General features: G+C 38.7%; 21 protein-coding genes. 18 read left to right on the top strand and 3 right to left on the bottom strand.

Features of this window, described 5'->3' with window-relative positions:
- Positions 1 to 413: 413 nt before the first annotated feature.
- Both CLFE_RS24280 and CLFE_RS14560 read right to left on the bottom strand, forming a co-directional pair.
- A complete protein-coding gene (locus CLFE_RS24280; RefSeq protein ID WP_284738938.1) occupies positions 414 to 545 on the bottom strand; it encodes a hypothetical protein in 132 nt (43 codons plus the stop codon).
- Positions 524 to 1852, bottom strand: coding sequence for a helix-turn-helix domain-containing protein (locus CLFE_RS14560; RefSeq protein WP_077892865.1), 1329 nt, complete (start codon positions 1850 to 1852; stop codon positions 524 to 526). The genes CLFE_RS24280 and CLFE_RS14560 overlap by 22 nt, the downstream gene beginning before the upstream one ends.
- A 79-nt stretch (positions 1853 to 1931) precedes the next feature.
- On the opposite strand from CLFE_RS14560, the gene CLFE_RS14555 reads away from it, so the two are divergent.
- Positions 1932 to 2486, top strand: a complete 555-nt coding sequence (locus CLFE_RS14555) for a hypothetical protein (protein WP_077892866.1) — start codon at positions 1932 to 1934, stop codon at positions 2484 to 2486.
- 140 nt (positions 2487 to 2626) lie between these two features.
- A complete protein-coding gene (locus CLFE_RS14550) occupies positions 2627 to 3028 on the top strand; it encodes a hypothetical protein (protein ID WP_250944638.1) in 402 nt (133 codons plus the stop codon).
- 77 nt (positions 3029 to 3105) lie between these two features.
- Here the strand turns inward: CLFE_RS14550 and CLFE_RS14545 are convergent, their stop codons facing one another.
- Positions 3106 to 3669, bottom strand: a complete 564-nt coding sequence (locus CLFE_RS14545; protein WP_077892868.1) for a recombinase family protein — start codon at positions 3667 to 3669, stop codon at positions 3106 to 3108.
- Between the two features lie 153 nt (positions 3670 to 3822).
- Between CLFE_RS14545 and terL the strand changes: the two genes are divergently transcribed.
- The 16 genes from terL (at position 3823) to CLFE_RS14465 (ending at position 17127) form a co-directional block, all read left to right on the top strand.
- Positions 3823 to 5523, top strand: a complete 1701-nt coding sequence (gene terL, locus CLFE_RS14540) for a phage terminase large subunit (RefSeq protein ID WP_077892869.1) — start codon at positions 3823 to 3825, stop codon at positions 5521 to 5523.
- A 20-nt stretch (positions 5524 to 5543) separates the two neighbouring features.
- A complete protein-coding gene (locus tag CLFE_RS14535) occupies positions 5544 to 7169 on the top strand; it encodes a phage portal protein (RefSeq protein ID WP_207651363.1) in 1626 nt (541 codons plus the stop codon).
- A gap of 41 nt (positions 7170 to 7210) precedes the next feature.
- Entirely contained in the window at positions 7211 to 8092 is an 882-nt protein-coding gene (locus tag CLFE_RS14530; protein ID WP_077892870.1) for a phage minor capsid protein, read from the top strand.
- A 198-nt stretch (positions 8093 to 8290) separates the two neighbouring features.
- Positions 8291 to 8875, top strand: a complete 585-nt coding sequence (locus tag CLFE_RS14525; protein ID WP_077892871.1) for a hypothetical protein — start codon at positions 8291 to 8293, stop codon at positions 8873 to 8875.
- Between the two features lie 24 nt (positions 8876 to 8899).
- Complete coding sequence (locus CLFE_RS14520; protein WP_077892872.1) at positions 8900 to 9775, top strand: major capsid protein; 876 nt, start codon at positions 8900 to 8902, stop codon at positions 9773 to 9775.
- 94 nt (positions 9776 to 9869) lie between these two features.
- On the top strand, positions 9870 to 10058 hold the full coding sequence (locus CLFE_RS14515; RefSeq protein WP_077892873.1) for a hypothetical protein: 189 nt from the start codon (positions 9870 to 9872) through the stop codon (positions 10056 to 10058).
- A complete protein-coding gene (locus CLFE_RS14510; RefSeq protein ID WP_077892874.1) occupies positions 10058 to 10459 on the top strand; it encodes a hypothetical protein in 402 nt (133 codons plus the stop codon). The genes CLFE_RS14515 and CLFE_RS14510 overlap by 1 nt, the downstream gene beginning before the upstream one ends.
- 2 nt (positions 10460 to 10461) lie before the next feature.
- Complete coding sequence (locus CLFE_RS14505; protein WP_077892875.1) at positions 10462 to 10812, top strand: hypothetical protein; 351 nt, start codon at positions 10462 to 10464, stop codon at positions 10810 to 10812.
- Between the two features lie 70 nt (positions 10813 to 10882).
- Positions 10883 to 11242: a hypothetical protein gene (locus CLFE_RS14500; protein WP_139356102.1), complete on the top strand. Its 360-nt coding sequence runs from the start codon at positions 10883 to 10885 to the stop codon at positions 11240 to 11242.
- A 17-nt stretch (positions 11243 to 11259) separates the two neighbouring features.
- A complete protein-coding gene (locus tag CLFE_RS14495; RefSeq protein WP_077892877.1) occupies positions 11260 to 11622 on the top strand; it encodes a phage tail terminator protein in 363 nt (120 codons plus the stop codon).
- A 13-nt stretch (positions 11623 to 11635) separates the two neighbouring features.
- Positions 11636 to 12061, top strand: a complete 426-nt coding sequence (locus CLFE_RS14490; protein WP_077892878.1) for a phage major tail protein, TP901-1 family — start codon at positions 11636 to 11638, stop codon at positions 12059 to 12061.
- A 30-nt stretch (positions 12062 to 12091) separates the two neighbouring features.
- On the top strand, positions 12092 to 12376 hold the full coding sequence (locus CLFE_RS14485) for a hypothetical protein (RefSeq protein ID WP_077892879.1): 285 nt from the start codon (positions 12092 to 12094) through the stop codon (positions 12374 to 12376).
- Between the two features lie 149 nt (positions 12377 to 12525).
- Positions 12526 to 12699: a hypothetical protein gene (locus CLFE_RS14480; protein WP_250944636.1), complete on the top strand. Its 174-nt coding sequence runs from the start codon at positions 12526 to 12528 to the stop codon at positions 12697 to 12699.
- A 406-nt stretch (positions 12700 to 13105) separates the two neighbouring features.
- Complete coding sequence (locus CLFE_RS14475) at positions 13106 to 14665, top strand: phage tail tape measure protein (protein ID WP_139356106.1); 1560 nt, start codon at positions 13106 to 13108, stop codon at positions 14663 to 14665.
- Complete coding sequence (locus CLFE_RS14470) at positions 14665 to 15423, top strand: distal tail protein Dit (protein ID WP_077892882.1); 759 nt, start codon at positions 14665 to 14667, stop codon at positions 15421 to 15423. The genes CLFE_RS14475 and CLFE_RS14470 overlap by 1 nt, the downstream gene beginning before the upstream one ends.
- An 18-nt stretch (positions 15424 to 15441) precedes the next feature.
- Entirely contained in the window at positions 15442 to 17127 is a 1686-nt protein-coding gene (locus tag CLFE_RS14465; protein ID WP_077892883.1) for a phage tail protein, read from the top strand.
- Positions 17128 to 17132: the final 5 nt, after the last annotated feature.

Here is a 17132-nt window from a genome sequence, read left to right as displayed (position 1 = left end):
CTGAACAGAAAAAAAGTATATAAATTGTCAGACCCTACCAACGGTGGAAGGGGGTGTAAATACCTGCCGACTTATGCCCCTAATATTTCCGTCACCAAAAAAGTTTTCCAAAGGACAAGTTTTCCGAGGACAAGGTCAGCTAGGGACAGTTTGCGGAGGGTTAGCGGTACCACACACTTGACATAGCCTATTATATTACTGTTAAAAAGGTAAGTAAACAGCAAATTGTAATAAAGTGGGGTATACAATATTTTACAGTAACTAACATATTTTACACGAAGCCAACAGACCCTCTAACAGTACACAGGGTTTACTCTTGCATTTACGGGGTAGTTAAAAACGTAAATTGACAAAAACAAAAGAGCACCAACAGTTTTACTGTCAGTACTCCTTTTGTACTAGCGTTAGTTAACCTACCAAGGTCTGCCGGGATAAAAAGCCAATGTAGTGTAGTGACCACTTTTGACACTAATTACTACACAAATAACCGCCATAACTGCTAACCCCGCAAATAATACTTTCTTTAACCTACTGTGTTTATGCATTGTTCCACCCCCTTGTCTGACGCCCCTGTACTAATAAACTGACATATTTCTAGTATAATGCTGTCTTGGTGACGACTAGCGTACCACCCGATAATAGCAGTTGTGACCGTCTGTGGTACTTTACCCAAACAGTAGCTTAACAGAAACAACTCATCTCTTAAGTTAACGGGTAGTCCCTTATCTTCCACCTTAACCTTTGTAAATTCCACCAATGTGTCACTGACTGTATTCGGATACTTGAACGTTTTGGCTGTTTCCAGTGCCTTTAGCAGGTAGTGTATAATATTGACCGGATCCTCGCCTAACAGTCTGCATAGTACGCCTAATTCAAAGTAAATTGAAGGTAAGAAAACGCAGTCGCTAGAAACTTTGGCTATTAACTGCTTTATCTGTTCTATACAGTCAACCGCCATGCCCTTTTGACCAAGCATAATATAACCTTCTGCCAAGTTACCGTAATATAGGCACTTATTGCTTATATCATCTGCACGTACTGTCCTTAATAACTGCCTATTAATATCAACAGCCATTGCGTAACGTCCAGTAGCGTGTAAGCATGAAGCTTTTAGTAGTTGTACTTCGTCCTGTTTTTGTTTGTCAGTTACCTTTATCGTATCCAAGACAGCCAAAGCCTCTGTATACTGCCCTAACTCATTATAATACAAAGCCATATTAAAGGTAAATATCTGTTTATATTTTTCTTCCATATTCGGAAATCTATCCAAGGCATATTTACACACGTATATTCCTTCATTAAATCTGCCCATATAGTAGTACACAAGGGATAATTTACGTAATGCGGGGATTAATTTCGGTAGGGTTTCTTTGCTGTTTACCAAGTAGCGTATATTCTCATAGTATATAGAAGCTCTGTAAAATTCGTTATTATTCGTATAGTATTCCCCGGCAACTTCACATATTTTAATCTTAAGTTCGGGGAAGTCCCATTGAATCACCATATCCTCAACGGACTTTAGCAGGGTAGTAAATCTGTTATCTTTAAAAAAACTTGCGTCTTTAAGGTCATCTATATGTTTTTCAATAAGCTTCTTTGCCTGTGCTGTTTCGTCTTCAAGTAGGTACTCCACGTTAATTTCAGTATCAAGGGGAATCCCCCTTTTTTCTAGTTTACTTTTTGTATTTCTTATTATTAGTTCCGCGGTACTTCTGGTTAGGTTCGCCTTACCGTGTTCAATTTGGGATATTAAATTACGTGTTAGTGCAGTACCTACAATATCATCTTGATTCAAATTATATCTACTTCTTAATTTCTTTACTTTTTCGCCAATAGTTAAAATGTTTGTCATAAGCTGTATCACCACCGTATTAATAATTGTTTTCTATAGTATATCAGTTTTTCAATATATTGTAAAGGAGAGTGCCCTTATGCCAAAATTAACATTCCCATATATAGACTATGAAAGTCAGTATCTTATCGCAATGACCCCAGAGCACCACATTAGACAGTTAGGAGGCTCTTTTGTATTTAGTTATGCATATGGTAGTGCCCTAGCTGTAAACGGGTCTGTCTACTTACAGTTTATATTACCTAATTTTACACTAGGAAATAAGGAGGTAGCGTTGAAACCTGTTCAAGTAGCTTCTGACCAGTTGGTAAAAGTGGAGTTCTTTGAAGCGCCAACAGTTACAAACGGAACCACATCAGTACCAATAGTAAACCAAAACAGATTTAGCACACAAACCGCACAAACTGCTATATACAGTAACCCAACCAACATAAGCGGGGGAACACTGTTACGTACTAGATTCGAGGGAACTGGTACAAATGCCAAACCTGTTGGACTTTCTGGTGATTATAACGACTTGGGGTGGCAGTTAAAAAGCGCTACTATTTATGTATTAAAGCTAACTAATGTTGGCAGTCAAGCCACAAACGTACTATGTGTTAACGGACAAATATTTGAAATAGAAAGGGGTTAGTATAAATGGGTAAAATAGTAAGAGGTGACATAGATTTCCTAACACAACATAAGGTAGCTATGCAGGAGGACAGAAAATTCAGACTTGACGGGGTTTCCTTTGTAGCTTCACAGTCTTTGGCTGCTATCAATGCTAGTGCAGTGCTGTATATCCTGTTAAGAACTGGCGGAAGTACTGTTACAACAATGATTAGACCGTTATTATTAGATACTGACCAAACAGTGGATACGCAGTTAATTGAAGCACCAACAATAACCACCGCGGGAACTGCTGTACCTTTAGTAAATGCAAACAGAGTTAGCAGTGCCACACCTTTATCCTTGTTATATACTGGAACTACCGGCGTAACGGGTGGAACCACAATATTAAATAAGGTTTATGGTTCGGGAACTTCGACAAGATTGGGAACTTTTCACAGAATAGACGAGCAGGAATTTGTACTGAAACCTAATACAGATTATGTGTTCAAGCTTACAAATGTATCAGCTACGAGTGTCGTATGGGCAAACTGGCTCTTGAATGTTATAGAAATAGTAGGATAAACTAAATAAACAAGTAAACAAAAGAGCCTGTACCGGAACTTACCAGTATAGGCTCTTATTGCTCGTATTTAACCCTTTTACACCGCGTGTAGTTCACGCACTCTACGCATTAACGTGCTTTTAGAAACACCTGTCTTTTCGCATATCTGTTTAACTGACATTTCGCGTTGACCATAAAGCTCAATCGCAAATTTAAGTTGTTCATCATCACTTTTAGGTCTGCCAAACTTTACACCTCTTTTATGGGCTTGTACTATCCCTTCTTTACAACGTTCAGCCCTTAAGGCAGTTTCAAACTCACTAATTCCCGCCATTACAGTAAGCATAAGTTTTCCGGAAGGACTAGACGTATCTAACCATTTTTCAGCAATACTTTTAATAAATGCCCCTTTTTCCGATATTTGTTGCACCAAGCCAAGTAGGTCAACAGTGCTTCGGCTAATTCTAGTTAATTCCTTTACAATTACAACATCTCCCGGCTTTAGGTCAGCTAGTAATCTTTTTAGCTGTGCGCGTTCCATAGTTTTTCCTGTAATTTTTTCTTGATATATATGAACACACCCGGCTTCTTCAAGTGCTGTTATTTGCCTGTCTAAATTCTGCTCTTTAGTTGATACTCTCGCATAACCGTATATCGCCATAATTATTCCCCTTTCTATTCCGCTCTAATAATCTTTATATTTATATTTTAGGGTATACCGATTAAGGAGTCAAGTGGTAATTTGTGCCATGTTGCAAAACCTTGTTGAATATGGGTGAATATTAGGCTGTTAGATTTAAGGGAGGGGTAATAAATGGGAAAACTGCCACAAGAAGTTGAACTTAACCTACTAAAGATAAAGGGCAGTATTAAGAAGCTAGTTGAAAAAGCGAAAGTCGCTAAAACACCATCAGAACTAGACATGTACATTTCATATATAGATGAACTTAAGCAGAAATACCGCATATTACGAAGCGAGTATGACGTTCTTTACTTTGCTTATGAGTACTTTGGGGACTATGCGAACCCAGATAACAAGGATAATTTAATACCGGCAAGTACCACCTATGCAATGGCTCCGGACTTCCACCATGAATTGTGCGGGTTACTGGATAGCTTCGGGGATAATGTAAGACAGCGTATATGTTGGTCAGTACCCCGTGGACATGCGAAATCTGCCTACCTTTCAAACATATTTCCGACACACCAAATAGTATTTAAAAAGCGTCACTACATCTTAATCATTTCAGAAACTAATGATATGGCGCAAAAGTTTGTTGAGTGGATAGCTAACCAATTAAAATTTAATAGCAAGCTACGTGAAGATTACGGGGAACTTCTACAGGACAATAAAATGTCTAATATTAGGGACAATACAGAAGAATTTATCACTAGCACCAACGTAAAGGTACAGTCTGCCGGTATCGGTAAGCAGTTGAGAGGTGCTAGACACGGGGCTTTCAGACCAGACCTTGTTATACTTGATGATTTGGAAAGTTCAAAGAACACCAACACGAAAGAGTTGCGCGAAAAGAATTTACATTGGTTCAATTCCGTTGTTATGCCGATTGGTGATATTACAAGAACAGCCTATATATACATGGGAACATTAGTACATGGAAACGGTCTTCTGCCTTCTGTATTATCCCGTTCAGACTTCAAAGGGAAGATATATTCGGCAATTGTAAAAGAGCCAGATAACTTACAACTTTGGGAGCAACTTGAGTCTATTCTTCGTGACCAAGACAACCCGAATAGGGCAGAAGAAGCAGAAACTTTTTATTATACACACCAGGAAGAAATGGACAAAGGCGTTAAAACCCTATGGAATGACCGTTTCTCTTACTTTGAACTTATTAAAATAAAGGTGGACGTTGGCTCTAGGGCTTTTGGAAGTGAGTACCTTAACATACCAACAGATGAAGACAGCGCCATATTTAAAGAAAGTTATATACAGTACTATGACGATAAAGACCTTTTCAATAGTGATGGAAAAAGAATAGTACTTGATATATTTGGTTTTTGGGATATCTCAATAGGAAAGAATAGTAGGGCAGATTATAACGCGATACTGACCGTTGGAAGGGATAGGAGGACAGGTGTTCTTTACGTATTAGACGCTTGGATTGAAAAGGTACCAATGCATAAAGCCCTTGAAATGGCTATCTTAAAAATAAAGGAAATTCCTTATAAGTCTTTTGGTGTGGAAACCATACAAGCCCAATATGAAATGTACAGGCAGTTACAAAGTAGGCTTTTTAAGGAAGGTGTTTACCGTACCAAAGTAATTGCAGTTAACCCACGCACAAAAAAAGAGGAAAGAATCGAGTCACTTGAGCCACTTATAGAAGCGGGAATAATTAGATTTAAGCGCTCACAAAGAAGATTACTTGAACAGGTCTTACAGTTTCCTAATCATGATAATGATGACGGTGTAGACGCGTTGGCGTCAGTTGTTAATTTAGCGGGAAGTTATAACATGCGAACACATGCACGTAAGCCAAAAGGGTTTTAAGAATAGAAGGGGGTTTAATAGTGGAGAACAATAACAACCAAACTGAACAAATAGAGGTACAAATGACGGATATTCCTTATTTTAGGGAAGGGGCTTATTATCCGCCGACAGCTCATAGGGAAAGAATAGACCGCTACAAGAAAAATAAAAAGGTCTTTAAAGGTGAACATTTCGAGGTTTTCAAGGAATACAACGGTAGCAAACGATACAGGGATTTACTGTATATATCCGTTAACATAGCAGGTATTATATGTAAGAAATCCGCTGATTTTCTTTTTGGTGAAAGTGTACAAGTTAAAGCGGGTAATGGTGACGAATCAATAGAACAACAAGCCTTTGACCGTTTTGTACAAGAGAATGACCTAAACATACTTAACTATGAGTCAGCTTTAGCCAACGCATACAGGGGTGACAGTTTTTTCAAAGTAAGATATGGACAGGAAATGGGCGGGGAAGTTCCGGAAGTATTTGACAAGCCACGCGTAATCATTGAATCGCAAACACCAGAATATGTTTTTCCAGAAGCGTCACTATACAACAAAAATAAGATAGTAGCATACCACATAGCAGTACCGGTTGAGGTTGTAATTGATGGTGTAGAAGGTTGGCAACTATTTATTGAAAGTCATTACGCGGGCAGAATTGAGTATAGGGTATTTAATATGTCACCCGTAGAAGCAGAAGCCAACGGCATAGAATACGAGATCAAAACTTGGAAAATAGACAACGAAATTCAAGAAGCACAACAAATTGTACTAACTGGTGTACCAATGCCCTTAATTGTTCATGTTCCCAACTTTGGGACTGACGATACTTGGCAAGGATTAGACGATATAACCGAGCACCTTCCTATTATAGACGAAATAAACAACCGTCTTACACAAATTGCGGACATACTAGATAAACACGCTGACCCCGCTATGGTTGTTCCCGCCGGCACTTTGGGGACAGATATAGAAGGAAATCCGTATTTTGTTGTTGCTCGAGATAAGGTTTTTGAAGCACAAAGTAAGAATGATGTTAAGCCAGAATATATCACATGGGACGGTCAATTACAGCAAGCATTTACTGAACTAGAAAAACTAATAAACTTACTTTTAACTATGGCAGAAATTCCGGGCGTGGCTTTAGGTATGAATGACGGTGGCGGAACTTCGGGAACTTCTGGTTTAGCTATAAAGTGGCGTATGAATTCATTGTTGGCGAAGATAAACAGAAAAAGACAGTATTACACTAGGGGATTGAAGCAAGTCTTTACTATAGCACAATTATTAGAACTTGCAGTTGGAAAAGCTGACTATGCATTGACACTACCGCTTTTAACCTTCCAAGATGGATTGCCGAAAGATGACGCGGAAGAAGCTACCGTAATGAATATCAGAACTGGTGGAGCTAAAACAATCAGTCAGAAAACCGCTATTATGCGTATGGAGGGAATGACTGCTGAACAGGCGGAGCGCGAGATTGAACAGATTAAGGAAGAAGAGCAACAGGCGGTGGGACAAGAACCAATTACCGACCTAAACTATTTTAATGCGACAGATACAACAGCCAATGCAGAGGGAAATACAGTAACAGACAATGTGAACAATGACCCAACAAAAACAGGATATGCAAATAATACAGATAATACAAATTTGGAATAGTGGGAAAACCTACTATTCCTTTTTTATAGGAGGGAAGGAATTTGAATATAAAGGAAGAGCGACTAATACAACAGGCATTTGACCGTGCATATAAAGCTATCTTTTACAAGTTATACGAAAGTTTGGACTATGAAAAAAACCCCACTTTTACGGTTGTGACAGTTGCTGAACTTTACGCTTTTATTGATAGTACCCTTGACCAGTTAGACGCAGAAATAACAGCTATATTCCCGGAACTTATACGCCAAGTTTTGGAACTGGCTTTTGCTTATGCTGTAGTTTCCATGTGGCAGAATCAAAAAAGAAATAAGAAGCTATTTACGTTAAAAAGAGCGTTACTTTTTGCACAAGAATCCTTAAATGATGGGGACACCTATAAGTACTATATGGCGTCAACTAAAGACCTTCTACAAGCTACGAAGAACACTAGGTATACAACTAAAAAACTTATTCAAAAAGCATTTAACAAGCACTTAACAGTATCAAACCTTAATTCCAAAAGTAGAGATGAACTTGCCAATATGATAATGAAGGAATTAAAAGGCAACAAACTAAAGCAACTAATATATAAGGACACTATCGCAATAGTTGACAAGGCGGGCAGACGTTGGAACACCCGTGTATATGTTGATATGGCAATAAACACAAAAATACTTGAAGCACATGTTGAAGGCGTAAAGCAGTTTGTAATTCAGAATAACGGAAAAGGCGACCTAGCAGTTATTCCGACAAACCCGTTAACTGTAGATACTTGTAAGGGTTTTCAAGGAAAGATAATAAGTATGACAGGAGCAACTCCTAACTATCCTACCTATGCAGAGTTAAAGGCAAGTGGGTTGATTTTTCACCCGCGCTGTAGACATGCACCTATTCCATATTACACCTACGAAGATATACCGGAACATATAAGGAAAAATAATTAATTAAATTACATTTATTGTTGCATTTGTAAAAAGAATTAGGGTTGTAGTATGAGATGTTTTCTAAAGGGGCTTAATTGTCCCTTTTTCCTTCCCTTACTTTTGCTTGGGGCTAACACCCCCTTGCTAACTTTTCTGTAAGGGTATGCGTTCCACAAATATAAAGCGGTCTATACCGCTAATTTAAGGGAGGATTTGTATATGCCAGAACCAATAAATGAGCCAGTTGCAACTAATGAACCAACAGCAACACCGCCAGTAACTGAACCGGTAGTAACGCCTAAAGCTGAACCGGGGAAAGTAGAGCCTGTAAAAGAGCCTACTGTTGAACCTACAGAACCAACTAAACCAGACACCACAAATAATAATGACCTAGAAGCTCTAAAGGCTGAAATCGAAAGACTAAAACAGATTGAAGCGGAAAAGTCCAATCTTGAACAAACTATTGGCAATTTACAAAAAGACCTAGAAGCCTTGAAAACTAACAGTAATAACAGTGTTAAAGAGTATGAGGCTGTTATGAATAAGATGTTGGAAGCGCAAGTAAAAGATATTCCAGAAAATATGAGGGCATTGATTCCAGAAAATATGACGCCTTCTGAAAAAATTGACTGGATAAACAAGGCGCATGAATTAGGGCTATTCAAAGGTACACAAACAGAACCTAACCCAAACATTCAAATTGGTAAAGCACTAAACCCAGCTACCGGTACACAGGGCAAGGAAGTAAACGGCTTGTCTGCGTCAACCATAATAGCAATGGGATATTCAAATACAAAAAAATAAAATATTAATTAGGGGGATTTTATTATGGCTATAACACTTACAGAGGCTGCCAAACTGTCCACAGACATGTTACAAAAGGGCGTTATTCTTACAGTTGTTGAAACTTCGGCAGTTTTAGAAATGATTCCATTTATGGAGGTACAAGGTAACAGCTACATGTACAACCAAGTAACTACTTTACCTACTGTAGAATTCAGAAACGTAAACGAAGCTTACACAGAAGGTACAGCAAGCTTTGTACAAAAGACAGCAACATTAAAGATTTTAGGCGGAGACGCTGACGTGGACAACTTCATAATTCAGACAAAAGGAAACATAAACGACCAAAGACAAATTCAAACTACTTTAAAAGCTAAAGCTATGGCAGAAACATTTACAAATATGTTCTTCTATGGGGATACTGCTACAAACGCGAAGGCATTTGACGGTATAGCTAAACTTTTAGCAAGTGGACAAGATATATCTGTAATAGATACTACAAATGGTGCTTTAACACTTCCGGACTTAAACATACTTATTGACGCTGTTCCGGGTGGTGCAGACGCTCTTTTCATGAACAGAAAAACAAGAAGAGTAGTTATGAACCTTCTCCAAGCTTCTACACACTATATAGAGAACGGTGTTGACGCATTTGGTAAACCTGTACCAATGTATGCAGGAATTCCAATAAGAGTATGTGAAGATACTGTACTTCCAGACCAATCGGGAGCGGGTGAGATATTCGCGGTTAAGTTCGGTGTTGGTACTGACGTTTGCGGAATACAAAACGGTGGAATATCCGTTAGAGATCTTGGCGAATTAGAAACAAAACCAGTTTTCAGAACTAGAATTGAATGGTACGCAGGTCTTGCAGTTATGAACACAAAATCTACAGCTAGACTTAAAGGAATAAAGAAATAAGGAAGTAAAGAAATAGACAGTATTTAAAGGGGGACAGGGTGGACATTCTGTTCCCTTTTTTATTATGTGTATTTATTATGTGGGAGGTGCGGAAATGGTAAAGGTTTATTACGGACAAACAATGAACGCCTTTCTAGGTGGGGTAATGTTTTATGACGGATACGCTGAATTTGAAGACAAAGAAGAGGGAGTACGATTCGCCAATATGTATTATCTGCAATATGAAGTTATAGAACCAGAGCCAAAAAAGAAACCTTCTACACGTAAAAAGAAGGTGGAATAATGGCTACAGTTAATGACGTTAATTCCTACATTGAACAAAATATATTTCACAGCGAGTTATGGGAATCACTTGACCTGACTAAAAGAAATAAGGTGGTTAATAACTGTTTAAATATACTGACTACTACATTTCCCGACTTGTATAGTTCAGCTAATGACGTGCCTGTAAATATCCTAGCCACACAAATACTGTGGTTCTTACGTGTTGACGATTCTATTATGCGCTCTGAACTAGGTGTAACTTACATTCAGATTGACGGTGTAGGAATCAATATTAACCAACAAAATAATACGATTGCTCCATATGTGTATGATTTGCTAGGAAAACCAAGACGCAGAGTTGGACGCTATACTTCACGTGAAATAGGAACACCTTACAGTATTTACAGGGAGGAAGACTAATTATGGTTATGATGGGGTTTATACCCCTTAATGACAGTGTAACAATCCTAAAGAAATCCGGTATTGACAATTGGGGTAAACCTGTCCTATACGATTATGCTACTGTAAAATGCCGTGTAACCTATACTAATCAGTTGGAAAAAGTACTTGGTGAAGATGGGTATATTACAGCAGAAAACATAAATGTGTTTATGAATGGGTTAGTTGATGTTAGGACAGGGGACTTTTTAAAGTTTAAGGATGAATTGGGCACGACCAAACAACACCGCGTTAAGGACTATAAGGTTATACGAGATTTAGGCGGAAACATAATAGGTACAAAGGTGGTGGCTGATAGTGGGAAACTCATTTAGGGTTAAGGTAAAAGGCGCTAACTGCTTTAAGGATATGGATAAGGTAATGTACGAATCGGTAAAGGATAGTATGGATAAGATTCGTAAAGATACTGTAAAATCCGCTAGTGGTTCAGCACCGAGACGTACTGGAAAACTAGAGCGCTCTTACTTTGTGACCCAAAACAATATAGACCTTAAACAGTGTCAATTTTCTGTTAGGTTTTCAGCACTAAATAAGGGTTTCGATTATGCAGATTGGACACACTTTAAGACTTATAGATTGGGCAGAATATCCAGACAAAAACAACCCCCAAAAAGCAGATTTGCAGAAGGACTATACGTGGGTAACAACTATCTTTATAACGTGGCTGAAAGTGCAGAGATAAATTGGGGTAACTTCATTAGGACAAACTTAAGAAAAAGTATGGTAACTAAATTAAAAGGTTAAAAGGGGGTTGGTATGCTGTGAAATTAATTGACCTTGTTGAATTCTTGAAAGCTGAACTTAATACACCTGTTTATCCGTTACAATTTCCAACGGACATAACGGACGAAACTGCTGTAGTAGTGGATATGAAGAACGGGTCTTTCACTAGCTCTATCCAAACCGTAAACTTCCAGATAATGTATAGGAGCAACCACCCATCAACAGCAGAGGAAAGAGCTAATTTAGACATGGACAAACTACACAATTTAACACAGAAAAGTGTCAACGGGATAGAGATTATACTTGTACAATGCTCCGACCCGGTGGCTTTTTTTAATGGGCAAGATATAGACGCCTATTATATTTACACAGTTGATTACACAATAAAAATAAGAAAATAGGGGGATTTTTAACATGGCAAATGTAGCAGGTGTGGACGTTATACTAAAAGTTGATGTATCCGGAACAATGACAGCAGTAGGGGGACAAAAGGGCGCTTCACTTAAAAGGTCAGCAAAGACAATTGATGTAACTGATAAAAACAGTAATGCTTGGGCTAAAAGTATTCCGGGCGTTAAAAGTTGGTCTATCGAGTGTGATGGTTTTGTAATGTTGGGGGATACTGCCTTGACTGCTTTACACACAGCATTTGACAGCAGAACAGCTATAGAAGTTGAAATTAGAATTGGGGCTAATGCAGATACTGCGGGTTACACTTACACAGGTACTGCGGTATTAACAGAATTTCCAGAGGAATATTCACAAGATGACGCTGTAACATACAAGCTTACATTAGAAGGAGCAAGTCCATTAGTTAGAACTGTAGGCGTAGTTAGCTAAAACAATAAGATAAGGGAAGGGGTTTTATAAATGGCAATTACAAAAGCAACTGTTATAAACCTAGATAAGGAAAGACACTTAAAGTTCAATCTTAATTCTTTTAGAAAGTTAGAAGCGTTGACAGGTTATAAAATTACACAAATGTCTGAACTTATGCAAGAAATGAGTGCAGAACTTATCACACAATTATTATACGTTGGTCTTATGCATGAAGACAAAGAGTTGACTATGGACGCTGTGGGTGAATTGGTGGACATGGATAACCTTGACTACGTGGCTAACTGTTTAATGCAGGCGGTTGAAGGTTTAAAGTAATTACGGGTTTAACTTGGGAACAGATTAATATGTATGGTTTGGCTTATTGCGCTCTTGATGTGGACGAAATGTATTCAATGGATATAAACGTTTTAGGTCTGATATTAAGAGCGGAGGCTGACCGTCAAAATAACGAATTAGACAAGTCAATGCAGTTGATAGCGTGGCAAACTTCGCTACTTATGAACGCTACAGGAAACTATAAAACACAAATTAAACCCGAAGACCTATACAAACCGAAGTTATCAGAAACTACTACAAAGAAAAAGCAACCAGACATAGAGCAGTTAAGAAAGGAATTAAGAGAAACATTTAACTTATAACTTATAGGCAAAAAGGAAGTGAGATAATTTGTCTGAAAATGTAAAAATCACCGTAAGCGCGGATACCTCCCAAGCCCAGAATGAGATAAAGAAAGTAGATAAGGCACTTGGTGGGTTGGATAAAACAGGCTCAAGCGGTTTTGCGGGTTTAACAAAATCTTTTACCAGTATAGGTGAAACAATGAGGGGTGTGGGTGAAAAACTAACAGCCTTTGTTTCTGTACCTTTAGCGGGTTTTGCAGTAAAAGGAATAAAAAACGCTAGTGACCTAAACGAAAGTTTAAGTAAAAATCAAGTAGTATTCAAGGAATTGTCGGGAAGTATGCAAGAATTCGCCAATACATCAGCCAAAGCGTTAGGAATGTCAAAGCAAAGCGCGTTAGACATGACAGCTACTTTCGGTTCAATGGCGCAGGGTATGGGTTCGTCTAACGCCCAGTCGTATGAAATGAGTAAGACACTTACGCAACTATCCGCAGATATGAGCTCTTTCTATAACGTTGGAAGTGATGTAACTAGCCTAGCACTATCTTCTGTATTTACAGGGGAAACAGAAAGTCTTAAGCAATTCGGAATAGTTATGACACAAACAAACCTTCAAGAATTCGCCAGACAACAAGGTATTTCAAAGACTATTGACCAAATGTCACAGGCTGAACAGGTACAACTACGTTATCAGTATGTATTAGCGAAGACAGGACAGGCACAAGGTGACTTTGCACGAACCAGTACAGGAATGGCAAATAGTTCACGTATAGCATGGGCAAGTATAACAGACGCGACAGCCAAGGTATTTGCAGTTTTACTTCCTTCGGTAGCTAGTATTATGAGTAAAATAGCTGAATTAGCTGAAAAGTTCGGAAATCTACCGCAACCAGTTCAAAATGCTATTCTGATAATTGGGGGTTTGGCTATCATAATTCCGCCTATATTGATTGTTATAGGGGCGTTAATAACCGCAATAGGTACGATAGGGACTGTATTTGCCGGAATAAGTGCTCCTGTGGTTTTGGCGGTTGCTGGAATAATAGCGACTATAACTGTTCTGGTGGTAGCATTTCAAAAACTATTCACAACTAACCAAGCCTTCCATGATACGGTAATAACTTTATGGCAGGGAATCAAAGACTTTATCTCTGTTATAATAATTGACCTTCAAGACATATTTAACACCTTTGCAGAATACGCACGTGTCATATGGGCTTTATTCGGTGATAATATAACGAATGTAGTACGTCTTGCCTTTGAATACATCATGAACATAATAAGTACTGTATTAGGAATTATAAAGGGGTTATTCAACGCGTTCACTGCACTTTTAAAAGGTGACTGGAGTACGTTCTGGTCTTCACTTGGTCAAGTATTAATGAGTATATTGTCCGGAATTCTTAACAACTTGCGTATCTGGTTATCTATGCTTGGTAACCTTTTCAATGTGGCGTGGACAGCGGTTAACGTTGCTACTAGTGGACGTTTAAACGAGATGAAAGACACAATTTTCCGTATAGTAGGCGGTGTATGGTCTTGGATAAAAGATAAGACAGACGGTATAAAACACTTTTTCGAAAACATGTTCAATTTTAAAATTCCACGTATACCATTACCACACTTTTCGATAACAGGTAGCTTTAGCCCATTGGAAGGTAAATTTCCTTCTATAGGTGTAAATTGGTATGCAAAAGGCGGTCTATTCAATGAGCCTTCCGTAATTGGTGTAGGAGAAAGAGGACAGGAAGCTGTTGTCCCTTTAACTAATAAAAGTACTATGTCCCTATTAGGTGCTAATATTGCAAGGTATATGCCGGATAATAACAACATAAGTACAGAAACTAGTGGTAATACAGAAAGCCCTATATATATAATGGTTCAAAATATGGCGGTTCGTGACAACACAGATATTGAAAAGATAGCGGAAAAGTTAAAAGAATTAGCAGACAAAGAAAAAAGAGGAAGGGGTAAAAACTGATGGCAAGCACACAATTTAGAGTATGGTTTAATGGTAAGGAAATTCCTAGCTATGTTGTAGTTCAGACAGTAGAAACTACCGCCCTTCCTTCTATTTCTAATAAGCTAACTACGGTTCCGGGGGCGTATGGTGCTGTAAGAACTGGTATTGAGATTGGTGAAAAGACTATTGAAATGGCTGTAACAATTATACCACCAACAGATAAGACACTTTCAGAAACGATTAGGGATTTAGCAGGTTGGCTGTCTGGTGATAGTTTCCGCGGTGGGGAACTGTTAATAAGCGAAGATATGGAAGTTAGGTACAACGCCTTTGTTGACAGTGCGGTTAAGGTATCCGACCTAATTGTCGCGGGGCAAGGGGTTATACGTTTTATAGTTCCTAGTGGTTTCGGTGTAGGAAAAACTGTTACTGGCACGGTCAATTTATCTGCGGGAGCGTCAATGCTAATAGACTACCAAGGAACAGCTCCGTCTTACCCTATTATTGAATGGACACCAAGCAGTAATATTGCACTAACTACAGTGTTTTTCCGTGTAGGTACAGACATAATATTCACTTTATACAGTGCGTTTAATGCGGGGGAAAAAGTAGTTGTTGATATGGGTAAAAGAAATGTGACTATTGCCGGTAATTCTGGTCTTTCAAAAGTTCCCTTAACTAGCGAATGGCTAAAGTTTCCCAAGGCAGATAATTATAGCGTCACCGTTTCCCATGCGGGGTTATACACATTGTCTTATACCGAAAATTGGTTTTAAGTTGGGGGTGTTATTCCAGTGATTTTTTATGTATTAAATAGGGATGAAGAAGCAGTCACAGCCTTTGACAGCGAAAACGTGATTGATTATTCAGTATTAAAAGCTGAAATAAACAGTAAATTGAACGACCTTTCCACTTTAAAGATGGAATTGTTCGGGGATTGCGTAGGAGCTGAATATCTTATAGAGGAAAACTACATTTATTTTTTAGACCTAGAACAGCAACCACAGTTATATACCATTAAAAAGGTGGTAGGAAAACATAGCAGCGACCATATAATTTCAATTGAGTGTGAGCATGGAAGGCAGGAATTATTGGACGAGGTTTGCCTATATAGCATTTACGGAATAACCCTTCAACCTTCTGTTATGTTAGGGCAGATACTGGCAGGTACTAGGTGGGAAGTAGGGGAAGTAGATACAGTGACAACCCACCCATGTACTGGTGTATCACTAGACAAAACTGTTCTTGAAGCTGTATACAACTTGGCAGACGACTACGGACTGGCTGTTATATTCCGTTTAGATGGAGCGCACAGATATGTTGATATGAAAGCAGTTAGTAGTCGCGACACAGGGAAAAGGTTTGAATATAGCAAAGACATAAATTCTGTCCAAAGAACCGTAGACACAACCGGCATAAAGACTGCTGTAATTCCTGTAGGTGGTAGTGATGAAGAGCCTTTTGATATCGGGACTATTACATGGACAACGCCAACAAACCCATTGAATAAACCGGCAGGACAGAAGTACTTGGAAGACCCAACAGCAACAAGTATTTACGGGTATAAAGGCACTACAGGAAAAAGACCACGTTACTTAAAGTATAAGGATACAGGGGCGAAGGACGCAACGGAGCTGATTAATAACGCCTATATAGAACTACAAAAGTATACTAGCCCTAAAGTTACTTATGAATTAGATGTTGTCGACTTGTACAGGCTTACAGGGGACAGCACGTTTACCCATGAAAAGATACAGCTTGGTGATTTAGTGGCAGTAATAGACCACGAATTTAACCCACCATTAACACTTAAGGCTGTGGTAAATGAGCAGACAATAAACCTTTTAGCACCAACAGAAAGCACCATTAAATTGGGTGATGTAAGGGAAACTTTAACAGACGTACAGAACAACCAAGCAGACAAAACCGTTAATCTTGAAAGGGACTTAAACAATGCTAAAGCCTCTATTACCAATTTAGATGGACAGCTACAACTTAAGGTGGAAGAAGGGGACGTAAAAACCATTATCCAACAGTCACCGACCGATATAAAAATAGGGTTTAACGAAATTTCCAACGCTATAGTAATGTCTGTAGATGGAATAACCGTAAATACCAGTAATGGCGATAAAACAACCCTTTCTGCTAGCGGACTTTTGCACATTAGCGGGGCTACTACCAGACCATACCATTACCTATCTTTAACTGGTGTTGGGCTATTAACTGCCGGTTCAGCTTCACAATGGGTTCAGTTACCCTCCGAATACCAAAACAAACCTTTTACAGCTAGTGTAGCAATGGGTTCTATACAGAATTTGACAAGTGGTTACGGTTTGCAGACCTTTAATGTTTTCGTTGTCGCTTATGATTATGCAAATGCCAAGTTCCAAGTACAGGGATATGTTAATGTTTTTCAAGTATCCGACCCAACTAACAGAATGGATATTGACTTTCAGTATTCGTGGACGGTTACAGCATAAAGGAG

The organism is Clostridium felsineum DSM 794 (genome assembly GCF_002006355.2).
Taxonomy (GTDB): Bacteria; Bacillota; Clostridia; order Clostridiales; family Clostridiaceae; genus Clostridium_S; species Clostridium_S felsineum.
Note: the sequence above shows the minus strand (reverse complement) of the source record. Positions and strands in the feature narration are given on the sequence as shown.